This is a genomic window from Amycolatopsis sp. NBC_01286, assembly GCF_035982555.1.
Classification (GTDB): domain Bacteria; phylum Actinomycetota; class Actinomycetes; order Mycobacteriales; family Pseudonocardiaceae; genus Amycolatopsis.
This window is the reverse complement of sequence record NZ_CP108428.1, coordinates 754,228-773,070: the sequence shown is the minus strand read 5'-3', so window position 1 is coordinate 773,070 and position 18,843 is coordinate 754,228. Positions and strand designations below refer to the sequence as shown.

The window sequence follows — 18,843 nt, the reverse complement described above, 5'->3', positions numbered from 1 at the left end:
AGGGTTTCCCGGTTGTACCCGTGTGAGTGATGTGTTCGAACGGGCGTTCGAGTAGCTTCATTGGCGTAGGGCCCACGTCGATGAAGGAGAGTTATGAACGCGTACCGAGTTTCGGCAGAGTCAGGGTCATGGCCGCGGTGGTCAGCCAGCTCAGCAGGTCGGTCAGCGGAATGCGGGAAAGCCGTTCCGGCCATTCCTCCGCCACGGTGTGGAGCACGAGTTCGTCCTGCCGGGGCTCCACCTTCGTCAGCTTTATCCCGGGCGGGAGTTCCGGCAGGGGAAGCACGATGGGGCGAAAGCGTGCCGGTGGTTTCAGCCGCCGGCGTCCGATGTGGAGGGTCCGCGGCACGAGCACCACGGCGTCGTCCGCCACCTGGGCCTCCAGGGTCAGGTGGCCCCACTGCGGCCGCTTGGCCCAGTGGATCTGGAGCAGCCCGCTTTCGGCGGGCGCGGCGACGATCCCGGGGCGGACTGCCGCCACCCGTTCACGCAGCACGTCCGCGGCCACGGCGATCCGCAGCTCGACCCGCGCGGGAATGGCGGCCGGCGTGGGCAGCGAGCGGAGGCGGACGTCCTCGGCGAGCACGGTGACCCGCTTGAGGAGGATGCTGCGCTGCTGGCCGGTCTCGTCCGCGGGCTCGGGCCAGTCGACGTCCTCGGCGACGATGCGCACGTCGCCGACGCGTCCGGTGGCCAGGCGCAGGCTGTCGGCCGGGTAGTGGAGTTCGGTGAGGGTGAGGCCCACTTCGCGGCCGTCGACCTTGGTGGTCAACCGGCGCCCGACGAGCTGCTCGGTGACGGTCCGCACGACAGCGGCCGGCGTGACCGGGACGTTCGGAAGCAGTGAGCGCCCGACCGCGGCCAGCCCGGCCAGCTCAGGCCAAGGTGCCCAGCCGTCGAACCATCTGCCGTCAGTCATCCGTCCAGTGTCGCCGAAGAACGCGGTCGGCGGGGATGGCGGGTGGCCGCCCGAAGGGGTGAGAGCGTGCCTGCCGTCGGTTGCGCGTCGACAAGGGCCTTCGTGACCAGCCCGGACGGTTTCGGCCGGTGCCTGGCGCCTGCTTCGTCACATGCGCCAGGCAGTCGTGCGCGTTTCGTTGTCAGTGTGGTGAGCGCGGTCAGTGTGGTGAGCCACCTGCCGTCACCGGAGGGGTCGGCGACGGCAGGCGGCAGTCCAGTGGAAGGCGCGGGCGGCGAGCGCCCGTCACCGACCGGCGAAGCGGGCGATGATGCCCGTGACGACCAGCCAGAACACGGCGGCCAGACCGAAGTCGAGGATCACGGCCAGGCTCGGGTTGCTCACCGGGAACAGGCCCGGCCAGAACAACGCGAGAGGAACGGCCAACGACTTGATGAAGACGAAGAAGGAGTTACCGGCATTCGCGCCGGCGAGCACCATGATCATGTAAAGAACTTCGATCCCCGCGAAGATCGCGCCGATCGCCGTGATGACCCGCACGGCCGTGTTCCGTCGAGTGGTGGTTCGCCAAGGAGACATGCCGCCGAAATTCCCGGATTGGGTGACCTGTCAAACGCTTCAAGCCCCAGATTGCGCCGTTTGGCCGCTGTTATTGCTCTCTGCTGGGCCACTGGCACGCTCAGTGAGCCAGAATCCGCCTTTAGCGCCCTCAATCCGCCAAGGCACGCCCTCCGCCATGGGCCAGCGCACCCTCAGTCGACTCAAGACGCCCATCCACCGCCAGCGCGCGGCGACTGCCCCCGATACCCCCCCCCGAAAGGCCCATCCTCGCTCACGCGGCTCGTCACCTTCGCGCGCTCGACGAACCCCTTCGCCGAGCGATCGTGGAGTGGTCTAGTCCTGACATCGCCCTCGAAGAACGGAGCGCGATCGGTCCGCCAGGCTCTGGCGACTTGAACGCCGGTCAACGAGGCAATCAACGACCCGCCTCACCGAGCAGTCGCGCGATGGCCCAGTCCTGCACCGCCACCCCCACGGACTTGAACACGGTCCGCCCGCCGACCACCGGAGGTTCCCGAAGCGCGTTCCCCAGCTCCACCAGCGAATCCCGCGAAACCAGCCCGCTGTCCACCGCGTGGATCACCTCGCCTGCCTCCTCCAGGACGGCGTCGACCTGGTCCACCACAACACAATCAGCCGTCGCGAGCAGCTCGGCGGGCAGTTCCCGCATCGACGGCAGGTACGACCCGATCGCGTTGACGTGGACGCGCTCCGGCAAGGCGTCGACGTCGAAGAGAGGAGTGGCGGACGAAGTAGCACAACAAACGATCTCCGCGTCGGACACCGCGTCCTCGACGCTCGGTGCCACGCGCACGCCGGGGAACTCGCCTCGCAACCGGTCGGCGAACTCCGCGGCCCGTGCCGGCGAACGTCCGAAGACCGTCACCTGCCGGATGGGGCGGACCGCCGCCACTGCGCGGACCTGATCCGCGGCCTGGGCGCCGGTGCCGATCACGGCCAGGCGGCTCGCCCCGGGCGGGGCCAGCAGGTCGGTGGCGACGCCGGACACCGCGCCGGTGCGCAAGGTCGTCACCGCGATCGCGTCGGCGACCAGCTGTCCCTCGGTGGTGTTCCACACCAGCGTCCCGAGGATCATCGGGTCGCGGCCGGCGACGAGGCTGAGCGTCTTCACCGCCGTCCGGCCGGTGGGGGTGTGGCAGGCGCTCATGACGAGCGTCGTGCCGCCGTCGAAAGACAGGCGTTGCGGCACCTCGAAGTGGCCCGCGGCGAGGTCGAGGAACGCCTCTCGCACCGCGTCGACCGCCGCTCGCATCGGCACGGCCGCTCGGACGTCGTCGGCGTCCAGCATGCTTCGGCACCTCCTCGTCGTCGGTGGCCGCTAGCCTGGCCGAGTGTCCGATGCCACGCAAGATCCACTCGTCGAAGACCAGCGCTTCTCCCGTGACGACTGGTACGGCGAAGAGCTCGTCGGGCGGCATTACGTGCGGTGCGAGTTCCACGAGGTCGACCTCTCCGAGGCGGTCGTCCGGAACTCGACGTTCACCGATTGCGTGTTCGGCAACGTGCGCTTCAACTCGTCGCGGCACACCGACTCGGCCTTCACCGGGTGCGCCTTCAAGCGGTGCAACTTCTTCGACGCCGAGTTCACCGGGTGCAAGCTCGTCGGGACGACGTTCACCGAGTGCGAGCTGCGGCCGCTGCGGGTGACCGGCGGCGACTGGTCGTTCGCCGGGCTGGTGGGCGCCGACCTGCGGTCGGTCGCCTTCCACGGCGTGCGGATGCGGGAGGCCGACCTCACCGGGGCGAACTGCGGCGACGCGGTGTTCGCGGACGTCGACCTGTCCGGGGCGACGCTGCACGCCGTCAAGCTGCCGCGCGCCGACCTGCGGGGCAGCGACCTCTCGGCGCTCGACCCGCTGAACGCCGAGCTGCACGCGGCGATCGTTTCACCCGAACAGGCTGCGGTGCTCGTCACGTCGCTCGGGCTTCAGGTGCGGGCTTAGACTCGTCGGCAGCAGGAGGGAGAGCCGGATGGGCGTCGTGACACCGGGGTTCCGGGGCCGTGCCCGCAGCGGCGACCCGCGCCTGCCACCCGGGCAGTACCTGGCCGAGGACTTCCCGGTGCTGTCGGCGGGCCCGACCCCGCGCGTGCGCACCGAGGCGTGGGAGTTCACGGTCACCACCGAGACCGGCGAGAAACACGCCTGGAGCTGGGCGGAGCTGACGGCTCTGCCGAGCGAGAAGTTCACTGTGGACATCCACTGCGTCACCCAGTGGTCCAAACTGGACACCCGGTGGCGGGGCGTCCCGGTGGACACGCTGGTCGGCGGGCTCGACACCGCGGCCGACTACGTGCTGGTGCACTCCTACGGCGGCTACACCACGAACCTGCCGCTGGCCGACCTGCTCGACGGCCAGGCCTGGATCGTTTACGAGTACGGCGGCAAGCCGCTGACTCCCGAGCACGGCGGCCCGGCGCGGTTGCTCGTGCCGCACCTGTACTTCTGGAAGTCCGCGAAGTGGGTGCGCGGGCTGGAGCTCAAGACCCGCGACGAGCCGGGTTTCTGGGAGAACGTCGGCTACCACGACTACGGGGATCCATGGCGCGAACAGCGGTATCAGGGCGACTAGCCTGGCGGGTCGCCCGCCTGGCCGGGTTCCGCGACGAGACCCCCACGGCCCGCACGCTCGTCTTCGACCTGCCGGGCTGGCCGGGGCACCTCGCGGGACAGCACGTCGACGTCCGGCTGACCGCCGCCGACGGCTATCGTGCGCAGCGCAGCTACTCACTCGCTGCCCCCGCCGATGGTGACCGGATCGAACTGACGGTGCAGCGCGTCCCCGACGGGGAGGTGTCCGAACACCTCACCGGCCCGTACGCGATCGGCGACCCGGTCGAGATCCGCGGCCCGGTGGGCGGCTGGTTCGTCTGGCGGCCTGCCGACCCCGAACCGGTCCTGCTGGTCGCCGGCGGCTCCGGCATCGTGCCGCTGATGGCCATGGTCCGCGCCCAGCGCGCGGCAGGCGTCCGCACGCCGTTCAAGCTGATCTACTCGCTGCGCACCCCGGCCGAGCTGTACTACGCCGACGAACTGCGCAAGCCGGTCGCGGGCCTGGACGTCACGTACGTCTACACGCGCGAGCTGCCTGACGGCCGCGAGGGGATCCCGCGCCGCATCGACGTCGCGACGCTCAACACCGCGGGCTGGCCCGCCGAGTTCGGCGCGACGTCCTTCGTCTGCGGCCCCACGGGCTTCGTCGAGACGGTCGCGGACATCCTGGTCGCGCTGGGCCACGACCCGCACCGCATCCGCACCGAACGCTTCGGCCCCAGCCGCGACTGACCGTCCCGCGTGAACGCCGGGGTTAGGGGGCGTCGGGGCGGGACAGCAGCTCGCGCAACGTCGCCAGCAGCTCCCGGCGGTCCGACGCGCCCAGCTTCCCGCGGATCCGGGCCATGTGGTGCTCGACCGTCTTGCTCGAGATGAACAGCTTGCTGCCCGCCTGCTTGTACGTCAGGCCCTCGACCACCAGCCGCGCGACTTCGAGTTCGCGCTCGCTCAACGCCGCGAGCCCGGTGCCCGAGGACGCCGGTTCCGCCGCACCCGCCTCGCGGCGGACGCCGGTGCCCTGGAACTGGCGGGCCGCCTCCAGCAGCTGGACCATCGCCTTGCGGTCGGACGTGCGGATCGCCGCCTGGCCGGCCAGGCGCGACGCGTCCCAGCGCAGCCCGAGATCGTGCAGCTCCGCCGCGGCCGCCGAGATCTCGTCCGGGGCGAACGTGCCGCTCAGGACCGCGAGCCAGCCGCGGGCCGCCGTGGCCAGCGCGCTCGGGTGGCGGCCGCAGTGGGCGTGGGACGTCAACGTCGCCAGGTGCGCCTTCGCCGCTTCCGCGTCCTCCAGTGTGATCGCCGCGTGGAGTTCGTGCCAGACCAGCGAAACCGTCCACAGTGGAGGCTCGCCGAGGCGGGCCAGCAGGGTGTGGGCGCGTTCGAGCTGGCCGGCGAGCTTCGCGTGGGCGCCGGTGCGGGCCGCCGCGATCACCAGCTCGCCCAGCGGCAGCAGCGTGAACAGGTCCGTCTGCTGGCGCATCGACGCCTGGTACGCCCGGTCCCACGACCGCTGCAGCCCGACCAGGTCGCTGGAGCGCCGGGCCAGCCCGAGCTCCAAGGTCGTGAAGAACATCTCGTCGCGGGCTTCCAGCGGCCGGCCGGCGACGGCGTCGCGGTGCCCCGCCGCCGTCGCGAGGTCGCCCGCGGTCATCGCCACCCAGCCCAGCAGCAGGCGGTGGCGCACCGCGAGGAGGTCACCGCCGATCCGGCCGTCCAGGGCACGAGTCAGCGCGGACTCCGCCAGGGCCAGCTCGCCGGTGTGCAACGCGGCGAGCGCGGCCAGCGCCGCGGGGCTGTCGGGCAGCAAGGTGCCGCCCAGCGCCGGTTCCAGCATCGCCGCCGCGCCGAGCAGGGTGGACAACGTCTCGGTCGCACAGCCGGACACCGAGTCGGCGATACCGCGAGCCATCCGGGTAGCCGCACCGGCGAACAAGGTCGGCGCAACGCCGGGAGCGGGGGAGTCGAGCAGCCGGCGGGCGCCATCGAGGTCGCCGGTGCCGACCAGGGCCATCACCGCGAAGGCATCGGTGCCACCCCGCCCCGCTGGGGAGCCGGGGCCGGTGCCGCGGCCCGTCGAGTGCCGTGGGTCGGTCCACCCCGCCGGGGAGCTGGGGCCGTGGCCCGCCGAGTACGGGTCGGCCGCGTGCTGGCCGGGGCTCTGCCCACCTAAAGCGGCCCATTGGTACAGCTCCGCGCCGCGGGCCAGTTCGCCTCGGTGGGCCAGCACCGTGGCCGCGATCTCCGCGCCCGCCGCGCGGGTTTCGGCGTCCGGGGCGCCGAGCATGCCGTCGCCGAGGCGCAACGCCGTGTCCAGGTCGCCCGACAGCGCCGCCGCGCGGGCCCAGCCCGCGGTGACCGACGCCGAACGGTCGCCCGCTTCGGCCGCGGCTTCGAAGAGCTTGGTCGCCAGGCGGGCGTCCGTCGGCAGGGCTTCGGCGGCCGCCGCGGCGAAGGCGGCCGCCGCGGACGTGCCCGTGCTGCCCGTGCCCAGCAGCGAACGCGCCAGGTCGAGCACCGGGAGGCCGTTCGCCAGCTGCAGCTCGACCAGCCGCTGCACCGTGGTCAGCCGGCGCGCCGGCGGGCCGAAGTCGCGGACGGCGGCCGAGGCCAGCGGCAGCAGCGTGTCGTCCGGGGCGAGCAGGCCGGTCGCGCGGGCGCCGTCGACGATGCCCGGCAGCTGGTCGGGCGTGCGGTCCAGCAGCACGCACAGCAGGTCGAGGTTGCGGCCCGCGCCGGCCTCCGCCGCGATCAGGTAGCGCAGGACGTCGTCGTCGAGCTCGTCGAGCTCGGGCCGGAACTCCTCCAGCCGCCCGAGCAGCGCGCGCTCGGCCAACCGGGGCACGCCACCGCTCACCCGGTGCAGCTCGGCCACCGCGGCCGGCTCGGCCGGGGTGCCCGTCAGCGCCTCGACCAGCCGCGCGACATCGTTGACGCCGAGCGGGGCGAGCTGCAGCAACGTCCAGCCGGCCGCGACCGCGGCCGGGCGGTGCGCGACGACGATCGGGCCGTCGGCGCCCGCCAGCAGCTCTTCGAGCTGGTCGGCGTCGATCCGGTCGGCGTCGTCGACGAGCAGCGCGTCGGCGCCGGCGTCCCGGTAGGCGCGGGCGAGCGCGGCGAGCAGCACGCTCTTGCCGTAGCCGCCGGGGGCGACGACGGCGATCCGCAGCGGCGCGGCCGGGTCGGCGGCGACCTGGCGGAGCAGCTGCCGGGCCGCCGGGTGCACGGGGACGGGGTGGAGCGAGGCGGCCTGCGTGAGCAGAGTGTTCAACAGTGACCTTCACCGGAGGGGGCGCCGGGAGCGGCGCAGTGGCTCGGGGTGGATTGGCTGGGAGCCGGGGGCTGGTCGGGGCCGGCGGTGGCTTCGCGGGCGGTGATGGTGATCAGGACGGCCGAGACGGCCGCGGCGAGCACGAGGACCGCGGCGGCGAGGGGGCGCCGTCGCCGGAACAGGTCCATCGGGCCGGTGCGTTCGGGGAGCTCGAACGGCGTGATCTCGACCGGCGGGCGGGGTGGCCGCTCGCCGAGCTCACCGAGCGTGTCCATCTTGGGGAGCAGGGTGGTCTCGACGGCGGGGGGTTCCTGGGCGGTGCCCCGGCCCTCGGCGCGCAGCCCGGCGAGGGCGGCCGCGCCGAGCGCGGTGGTGGCCGGCGGAACCGGTCCCGCGAACATCGGGCACGGCGGCCGGGCGGGCAGCGCGTGCGGCGGGACGTCACCGCAGAAGACCACGCCGGCGAGGCCCCTAGGGGACGTCGACGCGGTGCCGGCGAGCGCGAACAGCGTGCTCAACGCGGCCGCCGGGGACACACCTTCGGCGCTCGCCCCGATCTGCCAGCCGTTCGCGCCGCTCGGGGTGGCCAGCGTGACGCTCACGCCGTCGGCGCCGAACTCGCAGACCCCGGCGCCGGTCACCCCCGGGCCGGGGACGGGCAGGTGCGCGCCGAGCGCCGCGATCGAGCCGGGGACCAGCGTGACCGCGGTGAACCCGGCGTCGGCCAGTGCCCGCCGCAGCACGTCACGGCGGTAACCGCCCCAGTCGCCGGGGTGCGTCATCACCAGGTGCTGCGGGGGTCCGCCGAACTGGTTCTCGGCGTGCTCGGCAATGCCTTCGACGAGCACGGTGGTCAGCGTCTCCGGCGGGAAGGTCTCGCCTTCGACGACCATCGGCACGTCGTCGCCGATGCGCCGGTGGAAGCCGGTGAGCAGCCGGGACGGGACCCGGGTGCCCGCCTGCGCCGCCGCGTCGCCGGTGAGCAGGTACCCCTCGTCGTCCAGGAACAGCGCGGACGCCGCGGCCGGGGACCGTTCACCCAGCCACAGGGGTTCGGGGGCACCCCAGCCGGGGCCGTGGCGGTGGCTGATCGCGGCGTGGGTCCGCCCCTGGGCCACATCGATCCCGAGGACGTAGGGCAACGGCGCTTCCTCCTCACCTCGCGGGGCCGATCGGGGGCGGCAAAGCCCCCTAGGGCTCGGGGCATCCTCACCCAAACGGGTTAGTCAGGCAAGGGTCTGGGGGGATTTAACCCAACTGCGAGCATCTCGGATGAGCCCCTAACTCCCTAACGATGACATATCGATCCCCTATCGGCTGAGCCGGATGCGACTCGGAGTGATCCCCGATGTGCGTGGGGGGACCGGCTCCCTAACTTGGCCATGGACACCGGTCCCAGCGGCCGATGCCGTCCCCCGAACCACCGGATCAGGAGAACCTCCATGGACTCCGTGCAGACGTTGCACGATTTCGCCCTCAACCTGCTCAACGACCCGACCGCCCTCGCGGCCTTCGGGACGGACCCGCAGCAGGCGCTCGCCCTCGCCGGCCTCGGCGACGTCAGTGCCGCCGACGTGCACGAGGTCATCCCGCTGGTGCTCGACTACGTCCCGGTCGACAGCCTCCCCGCCGTCGGCGGTCTCCCGGTGGTCGGCGACCTGACCTCGCTGGGCACCGACACCACGGGCATCCAGGGCGCGATCGACCAGCTCACCGCCCTGACCGCGGGACTCGGCCTGCCGGCCACCTCGGTGCTGCCGGGTGTCGGCGACCTCGGTGTCGGCGGCGTCGGCGAGCTGCCCGTCGTCGGCGACCTCGGCCTGCCGACCAGCGCGGTCTTCGGCGGCCAGCAGCTGTCGAGCGTGACCGACGTCACCAACGCCGCGAACGTGACGGCCCTCGCGGGCAGTGTCACCAACTCCCTCGGCCTGGGCGGCGACCTCGCCCACGGCATCGACGCCGGTTCGCTCGGCCTGGGCAGTGCCGTCACCGGCGCCGTCGACGGCCACAACGGTGTCGGCCAGGTCGAGCAGGTCGTCACCGGCGTCACGGGCACCGTCGCGGCCCCGGTCCACGGCGGCGACCTGGCCGGTGCCGTCACCGGCGCCGTGAGCCCCGTCGGCGAGGTCACCAACCACATCGGCGACTTCACCGGCACGCTGAAGAACGTGGGCGACCTCGACGTCAAGCACGTCGGCGGCGACCTGACCAGCGCGGTGCAGAACAGCCTGGGCGACATCACCCACAACACCGTCACCACGGTGACCGGTGCCGTCGGCGGCGTCGACCACAACGCGGTCGGCGACATCGCGAGCAACAACGGTGTCGACGCGGTGCACGACGTGGTGTCGGGCGTCACCGACAACCTCAGCCACAACGCGCTGGGCAACATCCACGTCGGCGACCTCGGTCACAACGACATCCACCTGGGTCACTGATCTCCTCCGGTGCCCGTTCCGCGGTCAGGGTGCGACCGCGGAACGGGCACCCGGCTCGCGTCCATCACTCGTACGGGGGAGACTCCTTCGTCGTGACCGCCCCAGCTTGGCTCGAAGTGCTCAACGAGACCTTCGACGCGTGCCGCACCCACGGCCGCGCCGATCTCGCCGAGCTCCTGCGCAGACGCCGTGACGCCCCCGCTGAGCAGATCCGGCTGGGCGTCCTCGGCTTTCCCAAACAGGGCAAGGGCTACCTGCTCAACGCCGTCCTGAACGCGCCGGTGTGCGCGGTCGGCGACGCCGCCACCCCCGCCGTGCCGACCGAGATCGGGTACGCCGACGAACCCGCCGCCACCCTGGTCGGCCGGTCCCTCGAACGCATCCCCGTCGCGGTCGAACAGCTCACCGGTGAGCTCGGCGCCCGGCCCGCAGGCACGCTCAGCCGCGTCGAAGTCGGTGTGCCCCGCGAACTCCTCTCGGCCGGGCTCATCCTGGTCGACACCCCGCCGGTCGGTGACCCGCGCTCGCCGCGCACCGCCGCCGCGCTCGACCTGCTCGCCGAAGCGGACGCGGTGATCCTCGTCTCCGACGCGACCGCGCCGCTGAGCCCCGCCGAGCTCGCGCTGGCCCGGCACGTGCGCACCTGGTGCCCGCACGTCGTGCTGGCGCTGACCAAGATCGACGCCTCCCCGGGCTGGCGCGCCGTCGCCGAACGCGACCGCGCGATGCTCGCCGAAGCGGGGATCGACGCGCCGGTGCTGCCGGTGTCCGCCGTCGTGCGCCAGGCCGCGGCGAAGGCGGGCGACGCCGACCTCAACGCCCGCTCGGGTTTCCCCGAGCTGCTGTCTTGGATCGCCGAGCAGGCCGCGCGGCCGCCGGAGCAGTCCCGCGCGCTGCTCGCCGCCGTGGGCGTGCGCGCCGCCGCCGCGGAACTCGTCGAATCCCTGCGCGACCGCGCGGACGCCGCGGGGCAGGACGCCGGGCTGGGCCAGGCCGCGCTGCTGCAGCGGGCGCAACGCCGGGCCGACGACCTGCGCCGGCAGAACACCCGCTGGCAGAACCTGCTGTCCGACGAGATCACCGACCTGCTGTCCGACGCCGAGTACGACCTGCGCGAGCGGACCCGCAAGATCGTGAACACCATCGACCAGACCTTCGACGACGGCGACCCGGCGAAGGTGTGGGACGAGTTCGCGCCGTGGCTGGACGGCGCGCTCGCCGAAGCCGTCGACACCAACTACAACTGGCTCGCCGACCGGGCCGAGTGGATCGCGCAGGCGACCGCGGCCTGCTTCGGCGCCCAGTACGAGGGCGCGCTGCCCGACCTGCGGCTCGACGGCCCGGGCATCGACGCCCTCGACGACGTCCGCCGCCCGAAGATCGACAAGTTCAAGGTCGGCCAGCAGGCCTTCACCGGCCTGCGCGGGTCGTACGGCGGCGTGCTGATGTTCGGCCTGGTGACCAGCCTCGCCGGGCTGCCGCTGATCAACCCGGTCTCGCTCGGCGCCGGCGCGGCGTTCGCCGCGAAGACGATCAAGGACGAGGGCGGGATGCGGCTGCAGCGCCGCCAGGCCGTCGCCAAGCAGGCCGCGCAACGGCACGTCGACGACGTCTTCCTGCGCTTCGGCAAGGAATGCCGCGACGCGATCCGCGTCGTGCAGCGACGCCTGCGCGACCACTTCACCGGCCTGGCCGAAGAGCTCGCGGACGAGCTGACGCACGAGCGCGAGACGATCCTGGCCGGCACGGCCGAGCGCGAGCGGCGGACGGTGCACATCCGCCGCGAGATCGACCGGCTCGCCGGCCTGCACCAGCGCGCGGGCGAGCTCGGCACGATCGCCGGCCGGACGACGCGGCGGGAGCTTTCGGCGTGACCCAGGACGTCCGCGACCTGCTGGCCGCCGCGGCCGGGCTCTACCGCGACGACCCGCGCGCGTCGGCGTTGCTGCTCGACTGCCAGCACCGGCTGGAGCAACCACTGCGCGTCGCGTTCGCCGGGGCGCCGTCGTCCGGGAAGACGACCCTGTCCGCCGCGCTGGGGGAGTGGCCGACGCGGGCGCTGCGCGACCTCGTGCTGCTCGACGACCCGGGCCCGGCCGACGACTTCCCCGACGCGACGGTCCGCCTGGTGCGCCACCTCGAGCCGGACGAGCTCGCCGCCGCGCACCCGCCGGGCGGCTCGGCGTTCGCGCGGCAGAGCGCGGTCAACTCGGTGCTGGTGCTCTCGCGGGCCGACGAGATCGGCGCGGGCCGGATCGACGCGCTGCTCACGGCGAAGCAGCTCGCGCGGCGGGCGTGGCGCGAAGACCCGCTGTGCAACGGGTTCCTGGGCGTGATCGCCGTCGCCGGGCAGCTGGCCTACGGCGGACGTTCCCTGCGCGACGACGAGTTCGACCTCCTGGCCGCGTTCGCCGCCGTGCCGCGCGAGGAACTGGAACGGCACGTGCTCTCGGTGGACTCGTTCACCGACCCGGCGTTCCCCGGCCCGATCCCGGTGGAGACGCGCCGGTCGCTGATCGTGCGGTTCGGCATGTTCGGCGTCCGGCTGGCGTTGACACTGATCCGCACCGGCTGCGACGACCGCGTCAAGCTCTCGGCGGAACTGGTCCGCCGCAGCGGTCTCGGCGAACTGCGCGACACCCTGGCCGGCTGTTTCGTCGCACGGGCCGAAGCGTTGAAGGCGCGGACGGCGGTGATCCGCCTGGAAGCGTTGCTGGCGGCGCAACCCCGCGCGGGCGGTGACCGCCTGGTGTCGCGAGTGGAGCGCTTCGCGGCGGCCGCCCACGACTTCCGCGAGCTGCGCCTGATCGCCGACATCCGCGGCGGCCGCACGGCGCTGTCCGGCGAGCCGGCCGAGGAAGCGGTGCGGTTGCTGGGAGCCCAGGGCACCGCCCCGGCCGACCGCCTCGGCCTGGAAGCGGACGCGGACCCCGGCGAGATCTACGACTCGAGCCTGGACGCGCTGCGCCGCTGGCGCCACGAGGCCGAGCGCCCGGACCGGCCCCACGCGGAACGCACCGCGGCGCACGTCGTGGTCCGGTCGACCGAGGGACTGCTGGCGCTGTTCGGCTGACGCGGCAAGGAAAACACCGACCGCTCACCTGACCCGGCGATCCCTGTCCGGCCTTGACGCGCGTCCGGGCGCGACGCACCATAGAGCGGTCTACGGTCCAGCGCCGGCCCGAAGGGAAACCCGCCATGCCCGATGACCACCGCCCCCGGGTCCGGCTGCTCGGCGAGCTTCTCGCGCACTGGGCGCGGGAACGCGCCACGGACACCGCGCTCGTCTACGGCGACCGCGCGTGGACCTGGGCGGAGCTCGACGAGCGCGTCCGGCGGCTGTCGGGTGCGCTGACGGCGGCCGGGATCGGGCACGGTGATCGCGTCGCGTTCATCGACAAGAACCACCCCGCCTGCCTGGAGACGACCTTCGCGGCGGCCGGGATCGGCGCCGCGAACGCCGTGGTCAACTGGCGGCTCTCCGGCGACGAACTCGCCTACGTCCTGGCCGACGCCGGGGCCAAGGTGGTCTTCGTGGGCGCCGAGCTGCTGCCCGCCGTCGAAGCGGTCCGGGACCGGTTGCCCGCCGTCGAGCGCGTGGTCGTCGTCGGCGGGGACGACGACCAGTATGAACCGCTCCTGTCCGCGGAACCCGCTGCGCCGCACGAACTCGACGAGCACGACGGCGTCCTGGTCATGTACACCAGCGGCACCACCGGCTTCCCCAAGGGCGCCGTGCTGACCCACCGCAGCATCCTCTCGCACGGCCTCGCCGCGGGCACCGCGTTCCCGATCGGGCCGGGCGACGTCAACCTCGTCGCGATGCCGCTGTTCCACGTCGGCGGCAGCTGCTACGCGGTTTCCGGCTTCCTGTACGGCGAACCGTCTTACCTGACGCGCGAGCCGGACGCGGCCTCGCTGTTCGCCGCGCTGGCGGCCGGGATCACGCACGCTTTCCTGGTGCCCGCCGTCGTCGCCGGCATCGCGCAGGCCGGCGACCAGGCGATGCAGGCGTTCTCGAAGCTGCGCTACCTCTGCTACGGCGCGTCGCCGATGCCGCTTCCGTTGCTGCGCAAGGCGTTGGCCGCCTGGCCGGACGTCAGGTTCGCGCAGGTCTACGGCATGACCGAGCTGTCCGGCGCGGTCACCGCGCTCGACCCCGAGGCGCACCGCGACGACTCCCGCCCGGACCGGCTGGCCTCCGCGGGCACCGCACTGTCCGGAGTGGACATCCGGATCGTCGACCCAGTCACGCTCGAAGACGTCGCCGCCGGCGAGGTCTGGATCCGCACCGACCAGCGGATGGCGGGCTACCTCGGCAATCCCGAGGCGACCGCGGAGACCATTGTGGACGGCTGGGTGCGCACCGGCGACGTCGGCCGCCTCGACGACGGCGGGTTCCTGTTCCTCGAAGACCGCGTCAAGGACATGATCATCACCGGCGGCGAGAACGTCTACTCGCCGGAGGTCGAGCGGGTGGTCGCGGAGTTCCCCGGCGTCGCCGAGGTGGCCGTGATCGGCGTCCCGGACGACCGGTGGGGCGAGCAGGTCAAGGCCATCGTCGCCGGCGAGCAGCTCGACGCCGAGAAGCTCATGGAGTTCTGCCGCGAGCACCTGGCCCACTACAAGTGCCCGCGCAGCGTCGACGTCGTGGAAGCGTTGCCGCGCAACGCGACCGGCAAGATCCTGAAGCGCTCACTGCGCGAGCCGTACTGGCGGGACCGGAGCCGGAACGTCTGATGCCGCCGGTCACGCGGCGGGCCTACTTCGAGGCGGCGCTGAAAGCGCTGGCGGCGCACGGGTTCACCGAGCTGAACGTCGGCCGGCTCTGCCGCGACCTCGGCGTCACGAGCGGGTCGTTCTACCACCACTTCGGTGGCTGGCCGGGGTTCGTCGAGCAGCTCCTGGACCACTGGGAGAACCGGCAGGTGCTGATCCTGCGCGAACGGGACTTCGGCACCGGCGGCCCGTCGGCGGACTTCGCCGCGCTGATGGACCTCACGCTCGGCCTGCACCACGAGGCCGAGGCGGCCATCCGGGCGTGGGGGATGAACGACGAGAGCGTGCGCGCGGTGCAGAAACGCGTCGACGAGGCCCGCGTCCGGACGGTCGGCAAGGCGGTCACGGGCATCGTCGGCGACCGCGAGCTGGCCCGGACGCTGACGTCGCTGGGCATGGCGATGCTGGTGGGCCACCAGCAGCTCGCGTCGGCGGGGGAGCACAGCGAGCTGGCGGCGCTGCTGGCCGAGTACACGCGGCTGGTGCACTCCCGCGGCTCGTGAGTGGTTAGGGCGGTTAGAACCGCCCTAACCACTCACGACAAGCCGGGTCAAGCGTTGCCGAGGATCCGGTTCACGGTGATTTCGAGGACCACCCGCTGCGGGTTCGGCTTCGGCTGCCGGTAGCGTGCGGCGTAGCGGTTTTCCGCGTCCCGCACCGATTCCGGGTCGTCGCGCAGCACCGCTCGTCCCTCCAAAGTGGACCATTTCGGGCCGTCGAGCTGGCAGACGGCGACGGGGATCCCGTCGGCGCCCGCGGCCCGGATCAGCCGTGCCTTGACGGACGTGTCGAACGTGATCACGCGGGCGAGGCCGGCTTCGAAGTCGACGGTCACGCCGACCGCGACGACGTGCGGGGTACCGTCCGGGCGGACGGTCGTCAGGGACGCCAGGCGTCGTTCGGTCCAGAAGGCGCGGAAGTCTGCGCCGCGGTCGATCTCCATGCCCCCACGCTAGTCCGTCCGGGCGAGCGGGGGGCCGTGAAACCACTCACGGTAATTGTAAGGAAAGTTTCCTAACAGTCTTGACCAGCTCTTGAACTTTCTGTCACGCTCGGAGCCGCTGTCGCCGCAGCCGAAACGATGTCCTTTACGGAGGAGCGATGAAGAAGATCGTCCGGGCGGTGGTGGCCACGGCCGCGCTGGCCGCCGGGCTGCTGAGCGTGCCGACGACCGCGTCCGCGGCCGGCACCCCGTACGTGCCGGGAACCCTGCGGCCCTCGGTCTCGCAGGCCACGCAGGACCAGGTGCTCCAGAAGTACTACGACTTCTGGAAGAAGAACTTCCTGACGACCAAGTGCGGCAGCGGCACCTACGCCGTGCTGTCGAAGGACGCCGACCACTCGTTCGTGGCCGAGGGCGAGGGTTACGGCGTCACGATCTCGGCGATGATGGCCGACAAGGACCCGCAGGCCCGCGCGATCGTCGACGGGATCGTGAAGTTCGTCAAGGCCCACCCGTCGGTCAACAACAAGGACCTGCACGCGGCCGAGCAGGACGCGAACTGCAAGAGCGTCAACGGCAGCGACTCGGCCACCGACGGCGACCTCGAAATCGCGTACGGCCTGCTGATCGCGGACACGAAGTGGGGCAGCACGGGGTCGGTCAACTACAAGGCCGAAGCCGTCCGGATCATCAACGCGATCAAGAAGAGCGAGGTCAACAACAGCACCAAGTTCACGCTGCTGGGTGACTGGGGCAACGACGCGGAGTACAAGAACAGCTCGCGCTCGTCGGACTGGATGCCCGGGCACCTGCGGGCCTTCGCGAAGGCCACCGGCGACAGCTTCTGGGACTCCGTGCGCACCCGGTCGGAGACCGCGGTGAGCCAGCTGCAGTCGCAGTACGCGCCGAACACCGGGCTGCTGCCGGACTTCGTGGTGAACACGAACTCGACGCCGAAGCCGGCGCCGGCGGACTTCCTCGAGGGCGAGTACGACGGCAAGTACAGCTGGAACGCCTGCCGCGACCCGTGGCGCCTCGGCGCGGACGCGATCTCGGCGTCCGGCAGCGCTGCGGCCGCACAGGTCCGCAAGATGAACACGTGGATCAAGTCCGCGACGGGCGGCGACCCGTCGAAGATCCAGAGCGGCTACTCGCTGTCGGGCACGAAGACCGAGAGCGGCCAGCACCCGTGCTTCACGGCGCCGTTCGCGGTGGCGGCGATGACGGACCCGGGCAGCCAGGCGTGGCTGGACAAGCTGTGGACGTCGATCGCGGCGTTCGCCCCGGACTCGACGGACTACTACGGAACGGGCATCACGGTCCAGGTGCTGCTCATCCTGACCGGCAACTACGTGGCTGCTTAGCCGCACCGGCCGTCCCGCACCGGTATTTCGGGTGCGGGGCGGCTGGTTGGGGCCGGTTCCGGGTGTCTCAGCCAGTGGGGGCCGTCGCCGTTCGTCGTCGACGACGTCCGGTTCGCCACGGCCGAGCACTACATGATGTGGCGCAAGGCGAAACTCTTCGGCGACGACGAGGTGGCCGCCCAGGTCGTGGCCGCGGCGCACCCCAAGCGGGCGAAGGACCTCGGCCGTCGCGTGCGGCGTTTCGACGAGGCGACGTGGGTCGGTGCCCGTCGCGAGATCGTCGTCGACGGCAACGTCGCGAAGTTCACCCAGCACCCCGATCTCGGCCGCTACTTGGCCGCCGACGACCCGCGGACCGGGAACCCCCGCGGCTGGCGGGGGCTGAACCTGCTCGGCTTCGCCCTCGCCGACGTCCGGGCTCAGCTCGGTTCGCGCACGGGGAGCCCGGCCGCGCGGTAGATCGCGTCGATCACGGTCATCGTCCGCACCGCGTCTTCCGCCGACGTCTTCACCGGCGCGCCCTCCAGCACCGACGCCGCGAAGGCGTCCAGCTGGTAGGCGTACGACGCCCGCCGCGGGAACCGCTCCACGCGGCGGGCGCCGCCGACCCGGACCGTGAGGCGGTGGTACACCTGCGGGGACGCGGGGTTGAGCACGCTCAGCGACCCCAGGGAGCCGGTCACCTTCGCGCTGATCTTGAGGACCGAAGACGACCACATCGAGCAGGTGACCCGCCCGGTGTGTCCCGACGGGTACCGCAGCTCGGCCGTCATCGCGCGATCGATCCGCGGGTCGCGCAGTTTCGCCTGCGCCGAAACGACTTCCGGGGTTTCACCGCCGAAGATGCGGGCCATGTGGACGGCGTAGCAGCCCGCATCCATCGTCGCGCCGCCCGCGAGACCGTAGTCGTAGCGGATGTCGGAGAACTTGGGCAGCGGGAAGCACAACGCGGTCTCGACGCGCTGGAGTTCGCCCAGCTCACCGGACGCGACGATCTCCTCCACCCGCAGGGCGAGGGGGTGGTAGCGGTAGTGGAAGGCTTCCATCACGACGCGATCGGACGCCGCGGCCAGGTCGGCGATCTCGCGGGCTTCGGCGGCGTTGGCGGTGAAGGGCTTCTCGCAGAGGACGTGCTTCCCGGCTGCTATCGCCGCCTTCGTCCACCGGCCGTGGAGACCGTTGGGCAGCGGGTTGTAAACGGCATCGACATCCGGGTCGGCGACCAACGCTTCGTAGGACGAATGCACCCGGCCGATGCCGTGCTTGGCCGCAAACGCTTGCGCCCGATCAGCAGACCGCGCGGCGACCGCCACGACCTCGACGTCGGTGTGGGCGGCGGCGGGCTTGATCAGGGCGGTGGGTGCGATCCGGGCCGCACCCAGGATGCCGATCCGCAGACTCATGGGCGCGAAGCTAGCACCGGCTGGTTTGGGCTCGATCGGTCGCCTGGTCGCTCACCCGCTCACCCGCTCGCCTGTCGGCTGTGCGAACGGCCCGTTCGTGCTGTTTCGGTCGCGAATGGGCCATTCGTGCTGGCTGCCGCTCGCTGGTCCAGGTGCGCGAACGGCCCGTTCGTGCGCTTTGCGCACCTCCGCTGGGACGAACGGCCCGTTGGCGCCTCGGCGGTGGTCGTCAGCGGGCCGTTCGCACCCCTCGATGGTGGCCAACGGGCCGTTCGCGCGCCGCCGACTGTCGTCGACGGGCCGTTCGCGATCCGCGACGGTCGCCAGTGGCCCGTTCGTGCCTCGGCGTGGTCGGCAACGGGCCGTTCGCGCGGGATCTACCGTCGCCAGCGGGCCGTTCGTATTCCTCGGTGGTCATCAACGGGCTGCTCGTGCGCTGCCGACCGTCATCGACGGGCCGTTCGCGGCCCCTGCGGCCGTCACCAGCGGGCCGTTCGCGCACCTCAACCGGCCGCGAACCGGCTCTTTGTGACAGCCAGTGGCCGACCCAACCAGATTTCAACAAGCAGTTGACCTCTTCAACAACGAGTTGTAC

At 72.1% G+C, this 18,843-nt stretch carries 17 protein-coding genes; 10 read left to right on the top strand and 7 right to left on the bottom strand.

Annotated features, from left to right (window positions below; all coding sequences use genetic code 11):
• Positions 1-91 precede the first annotated feature (91 nt).
• The 3 genes from OG570_RS03580 to OG570_RS03570 all read right to left on the bottom strand — a co-directional run bounded on the left by OG570_RS03580 (position 92) and on the right by OG570_RS03570 (position 2,789).
• Positions 92-919, bottom strand: coding sequence for a hypothetical protein (locus OG570_RS03580; protein WP_326955580.1), 828 nt, complete (start codon positions 917-919; stop codon positions 92-94).
• Positions 920-1,204: 285 nt separating this feature from the next.
• The gene (locus tag OG570_RS03575; RefSeq protein WP_247061574.1) at positions 1,205-1,459 is read right to left on the bottom strand and encodes a hypothetical protein; all 255 of its coding nucleotides are present in this window, start codon (positions 1,457-1,459) and stop codon (positions 1,205-1,207) included.
• A gap of 436 nt (positions 1,460-1,895) precedes the next feature.
• Positions 1,896-2,789, bottom strand: coding sequence for an ornithine cyclodeaminase family protein (locus tag OG570_RS03570; RefSeq protein ID WP_326955579.1), 894 nt, complete (start codon positions 2,787-2,789; stop codon positions 1,896-1,898).
• Positions 2,790-2,832: 43 nt separating this feature from the next.
• Between OG570_RS03570 and OG570_RS03565 the strand changes: the two genes are divergently transcribed.
• From OG570_RS03565 to OG570_RS03555, 3 genes are read left to right on the top strand one after another with little or no spacing between them, the layout of a single operon-like run.
• Entirely contained in the window at positions 2,833-3,444 is a 612-nt protein-coding gene (locus tag OG570_RS03565; RefSeq protein ID WP_326955578.1) for a pentapeptide repeat-containing protein, read from the top strand.
• A 28-nt stretch (positions 3,445-3,472) separates the two neighbouring features.
• Complete coding sequence (locus OG570_RS03560; protein WP_326955577.1) at positions 3,473-4,072, top strand: sulfite oxidase-like oxidoreductase; 600 nt, start codon at positions 3,473-3,475, stop codon at positions 4,070-4,072.
• The gene (locus OG570_RS03555) at positions 4,042-4,785 is read left to right on the top strand and encodes a ferredoxin reductase (RefSeq protein ID WP_326955576.1); all 744 of its coding nucleotides are present in this window, start codon (positions 4,042-4,044) and stop codon (positions 4,783-4,785) included. The genes OG570_RS03560 and OG570_RS03555 overlap by 31 nt, the downstream gene beginning before the upstream one ends.
• A gap of 22 nt (positions 4,786-4,807) precedes the next feature.
• Here the strand turns inward: OG570_RS03555 and OG570_RS03550 are convergent, their stop codons facing one another.
• Positions 4,808-7,321: a helix-turn-helix transcriptional regulator gene (locus OG570_RS03550; protein WP_326955575.1), complete on the bottom strand. Its 2,514-nt coding sequence runs from the start codon at positions 7,319-7,321 to the stop codon at positions 4,808-4,810.
• Positions 7,318-8,463 carry a molecular chaperone DnaK gene (locus OG570_RS03545; protein ID WP_326955574.1) on the bottom strand — a complete coding sequence of 382 codons (1,146 nt, stop codon included), beginning with the start codon at positions 8,461-8,463 and terminating at the stop codon, positions 7,318-7,320. Before OG570_RS03545 ends, OG570_RS03550 begins: the two co-directional genes overlap by 4 nt.
• A gap of 300 nt (positions 8,464-8,763) precedes the next feature.
• Here OG570_RS03545 and OG570_RS03540 point away from each other — a divergent pair, with 300 nt between their 5' ends.
• The 5 genes from OG570_RS03540 (at position 8,764) to OG570_RS03520 (ending at position 15,041) form a co-directional block, all read left to right on the top strand.
• Positions 8,764-9,759, top strand: a complete 996-nt coding sequence (locus tag OG570_RS03540; protein ID WP_247061581.1) for an IniB N-terminal domain-containing protein — start codon at positions 8,764-8,766, stop codon at positions 9,757-9,759.
• 92 nt (positions 9,760-9,851) lie between these two features.
• The gene (locus OG570_RS03535) at positions 9,852-11,633 is read left to right on the top strand and encodes an isoniazid inducible protein IniA (protein WP_326955573.1); all 1,782 of its coding nucleotides are present in this window, start codon (positions 9,852-9,854) and stop codon (positions 11,631-11,633) included.
• On the top strand, positions 11,630-12,832 hold the full coding sequence (locus OG570_RS03530) for a GTPase (protein WP_326955572.1): 1,203 nt from the start codon (positions 11,630-11,632) through the stop codon (positions 12,830-12,832). Before OG570_RS03535 ends, OG570_RS03530 begins: the two co-directional genes overlap by 4 nt.
• A 125-nt stretch (positions 12,833-12,957) precedes the next feature.
• The gene (locus OG570_RS03525) at positions 12,958-14,499 is read left to right on the top strand and encodes a long-chain-fatty-acid--CoA ligase (protein ID WP_326955571.1); all 1,542 of its coding nucleotides are present in this window, start codon (positions 12,958-12,960) and stop codon (positions 14,497-14,499) included.
• On the top strand, positions 14,499-15,041 hold the full coding sequence (locus OG570_RS03520; protein ID WP_326955570.1) for a TetR/AcrR family transcriptional regulator: 543 nt from the start codon (positions 14,499-14,501) through the stop codon (positions 15,039-15,041). Before OG570_RS03525 ends, OG570_RS03520 begins: the two co-directional genes overlap by 1 nt.
• 47 nt (positions 15,042-15,088) lie before the next feature.
• On the opposite strand, the gene OG570_RS03515 is transcribed toward OG570_RS03520, so the two are convergent.
• Complete coding sequence (locus OG570_RS03515; RefSeq protein ID WP_326955569.1) at positions 15,089-15,481, bottom strand: TIGR03618 family F420-dependent PPOX class oxidoreductase; 393 nt, start codon at positions 15,479-15,481, stop codon at positions 15,089-15,091.
• 158 nt (positions 15,482-15,639) lie between these two features.
• Between OG570_RS03515 and OG570_RS03510 the strand changes: the two genes are divergently transcribed.
• The gene (locus OG570_RS03510) at positions 15,640-16,845 is read left to right on the top strand and encodes a glycosyl hydrolase family 8 (RefSeq protein ID WP_326946711.1); all 1,206 of its coding nucleotides are present in this window, start codon (positions 15,640-15,642) and stop codon (positions 16,843-16,845) included.
• Between the two features lie 24 nt (positions 16,846-16,869).
• Positions 16,870-17,304 (top strand): NADAR family protein, encoded by a 435-nt coding sequence (locus OG570_RS03505; protein WP_326959851.1) that lies wholly within the window; start codon positions 16,870-16,872, stop codon positions 17,302-17,304.
• Here OG570_RS03505 and OG570_RS03500 read toward each other — a convergent pair.
• The gene (locus OG570_RS03500) at positions 17,265-18,248 is read right to left on the bottom strand and encodes a Gfo/Idh/MocA family protein (RefSeq protein WP_326955568.1); all 984 of its coding nucleotides are present in this window, start codon (positions 18,246-18,248) and stop codon (positions 17,265-17,267) included. The genes OG570_RS03505 and OG570_RS03500 overlap by 40 nt on opposite strands.
• Positions 18,249-18,843: the final 595 nt, after the last annotated feature.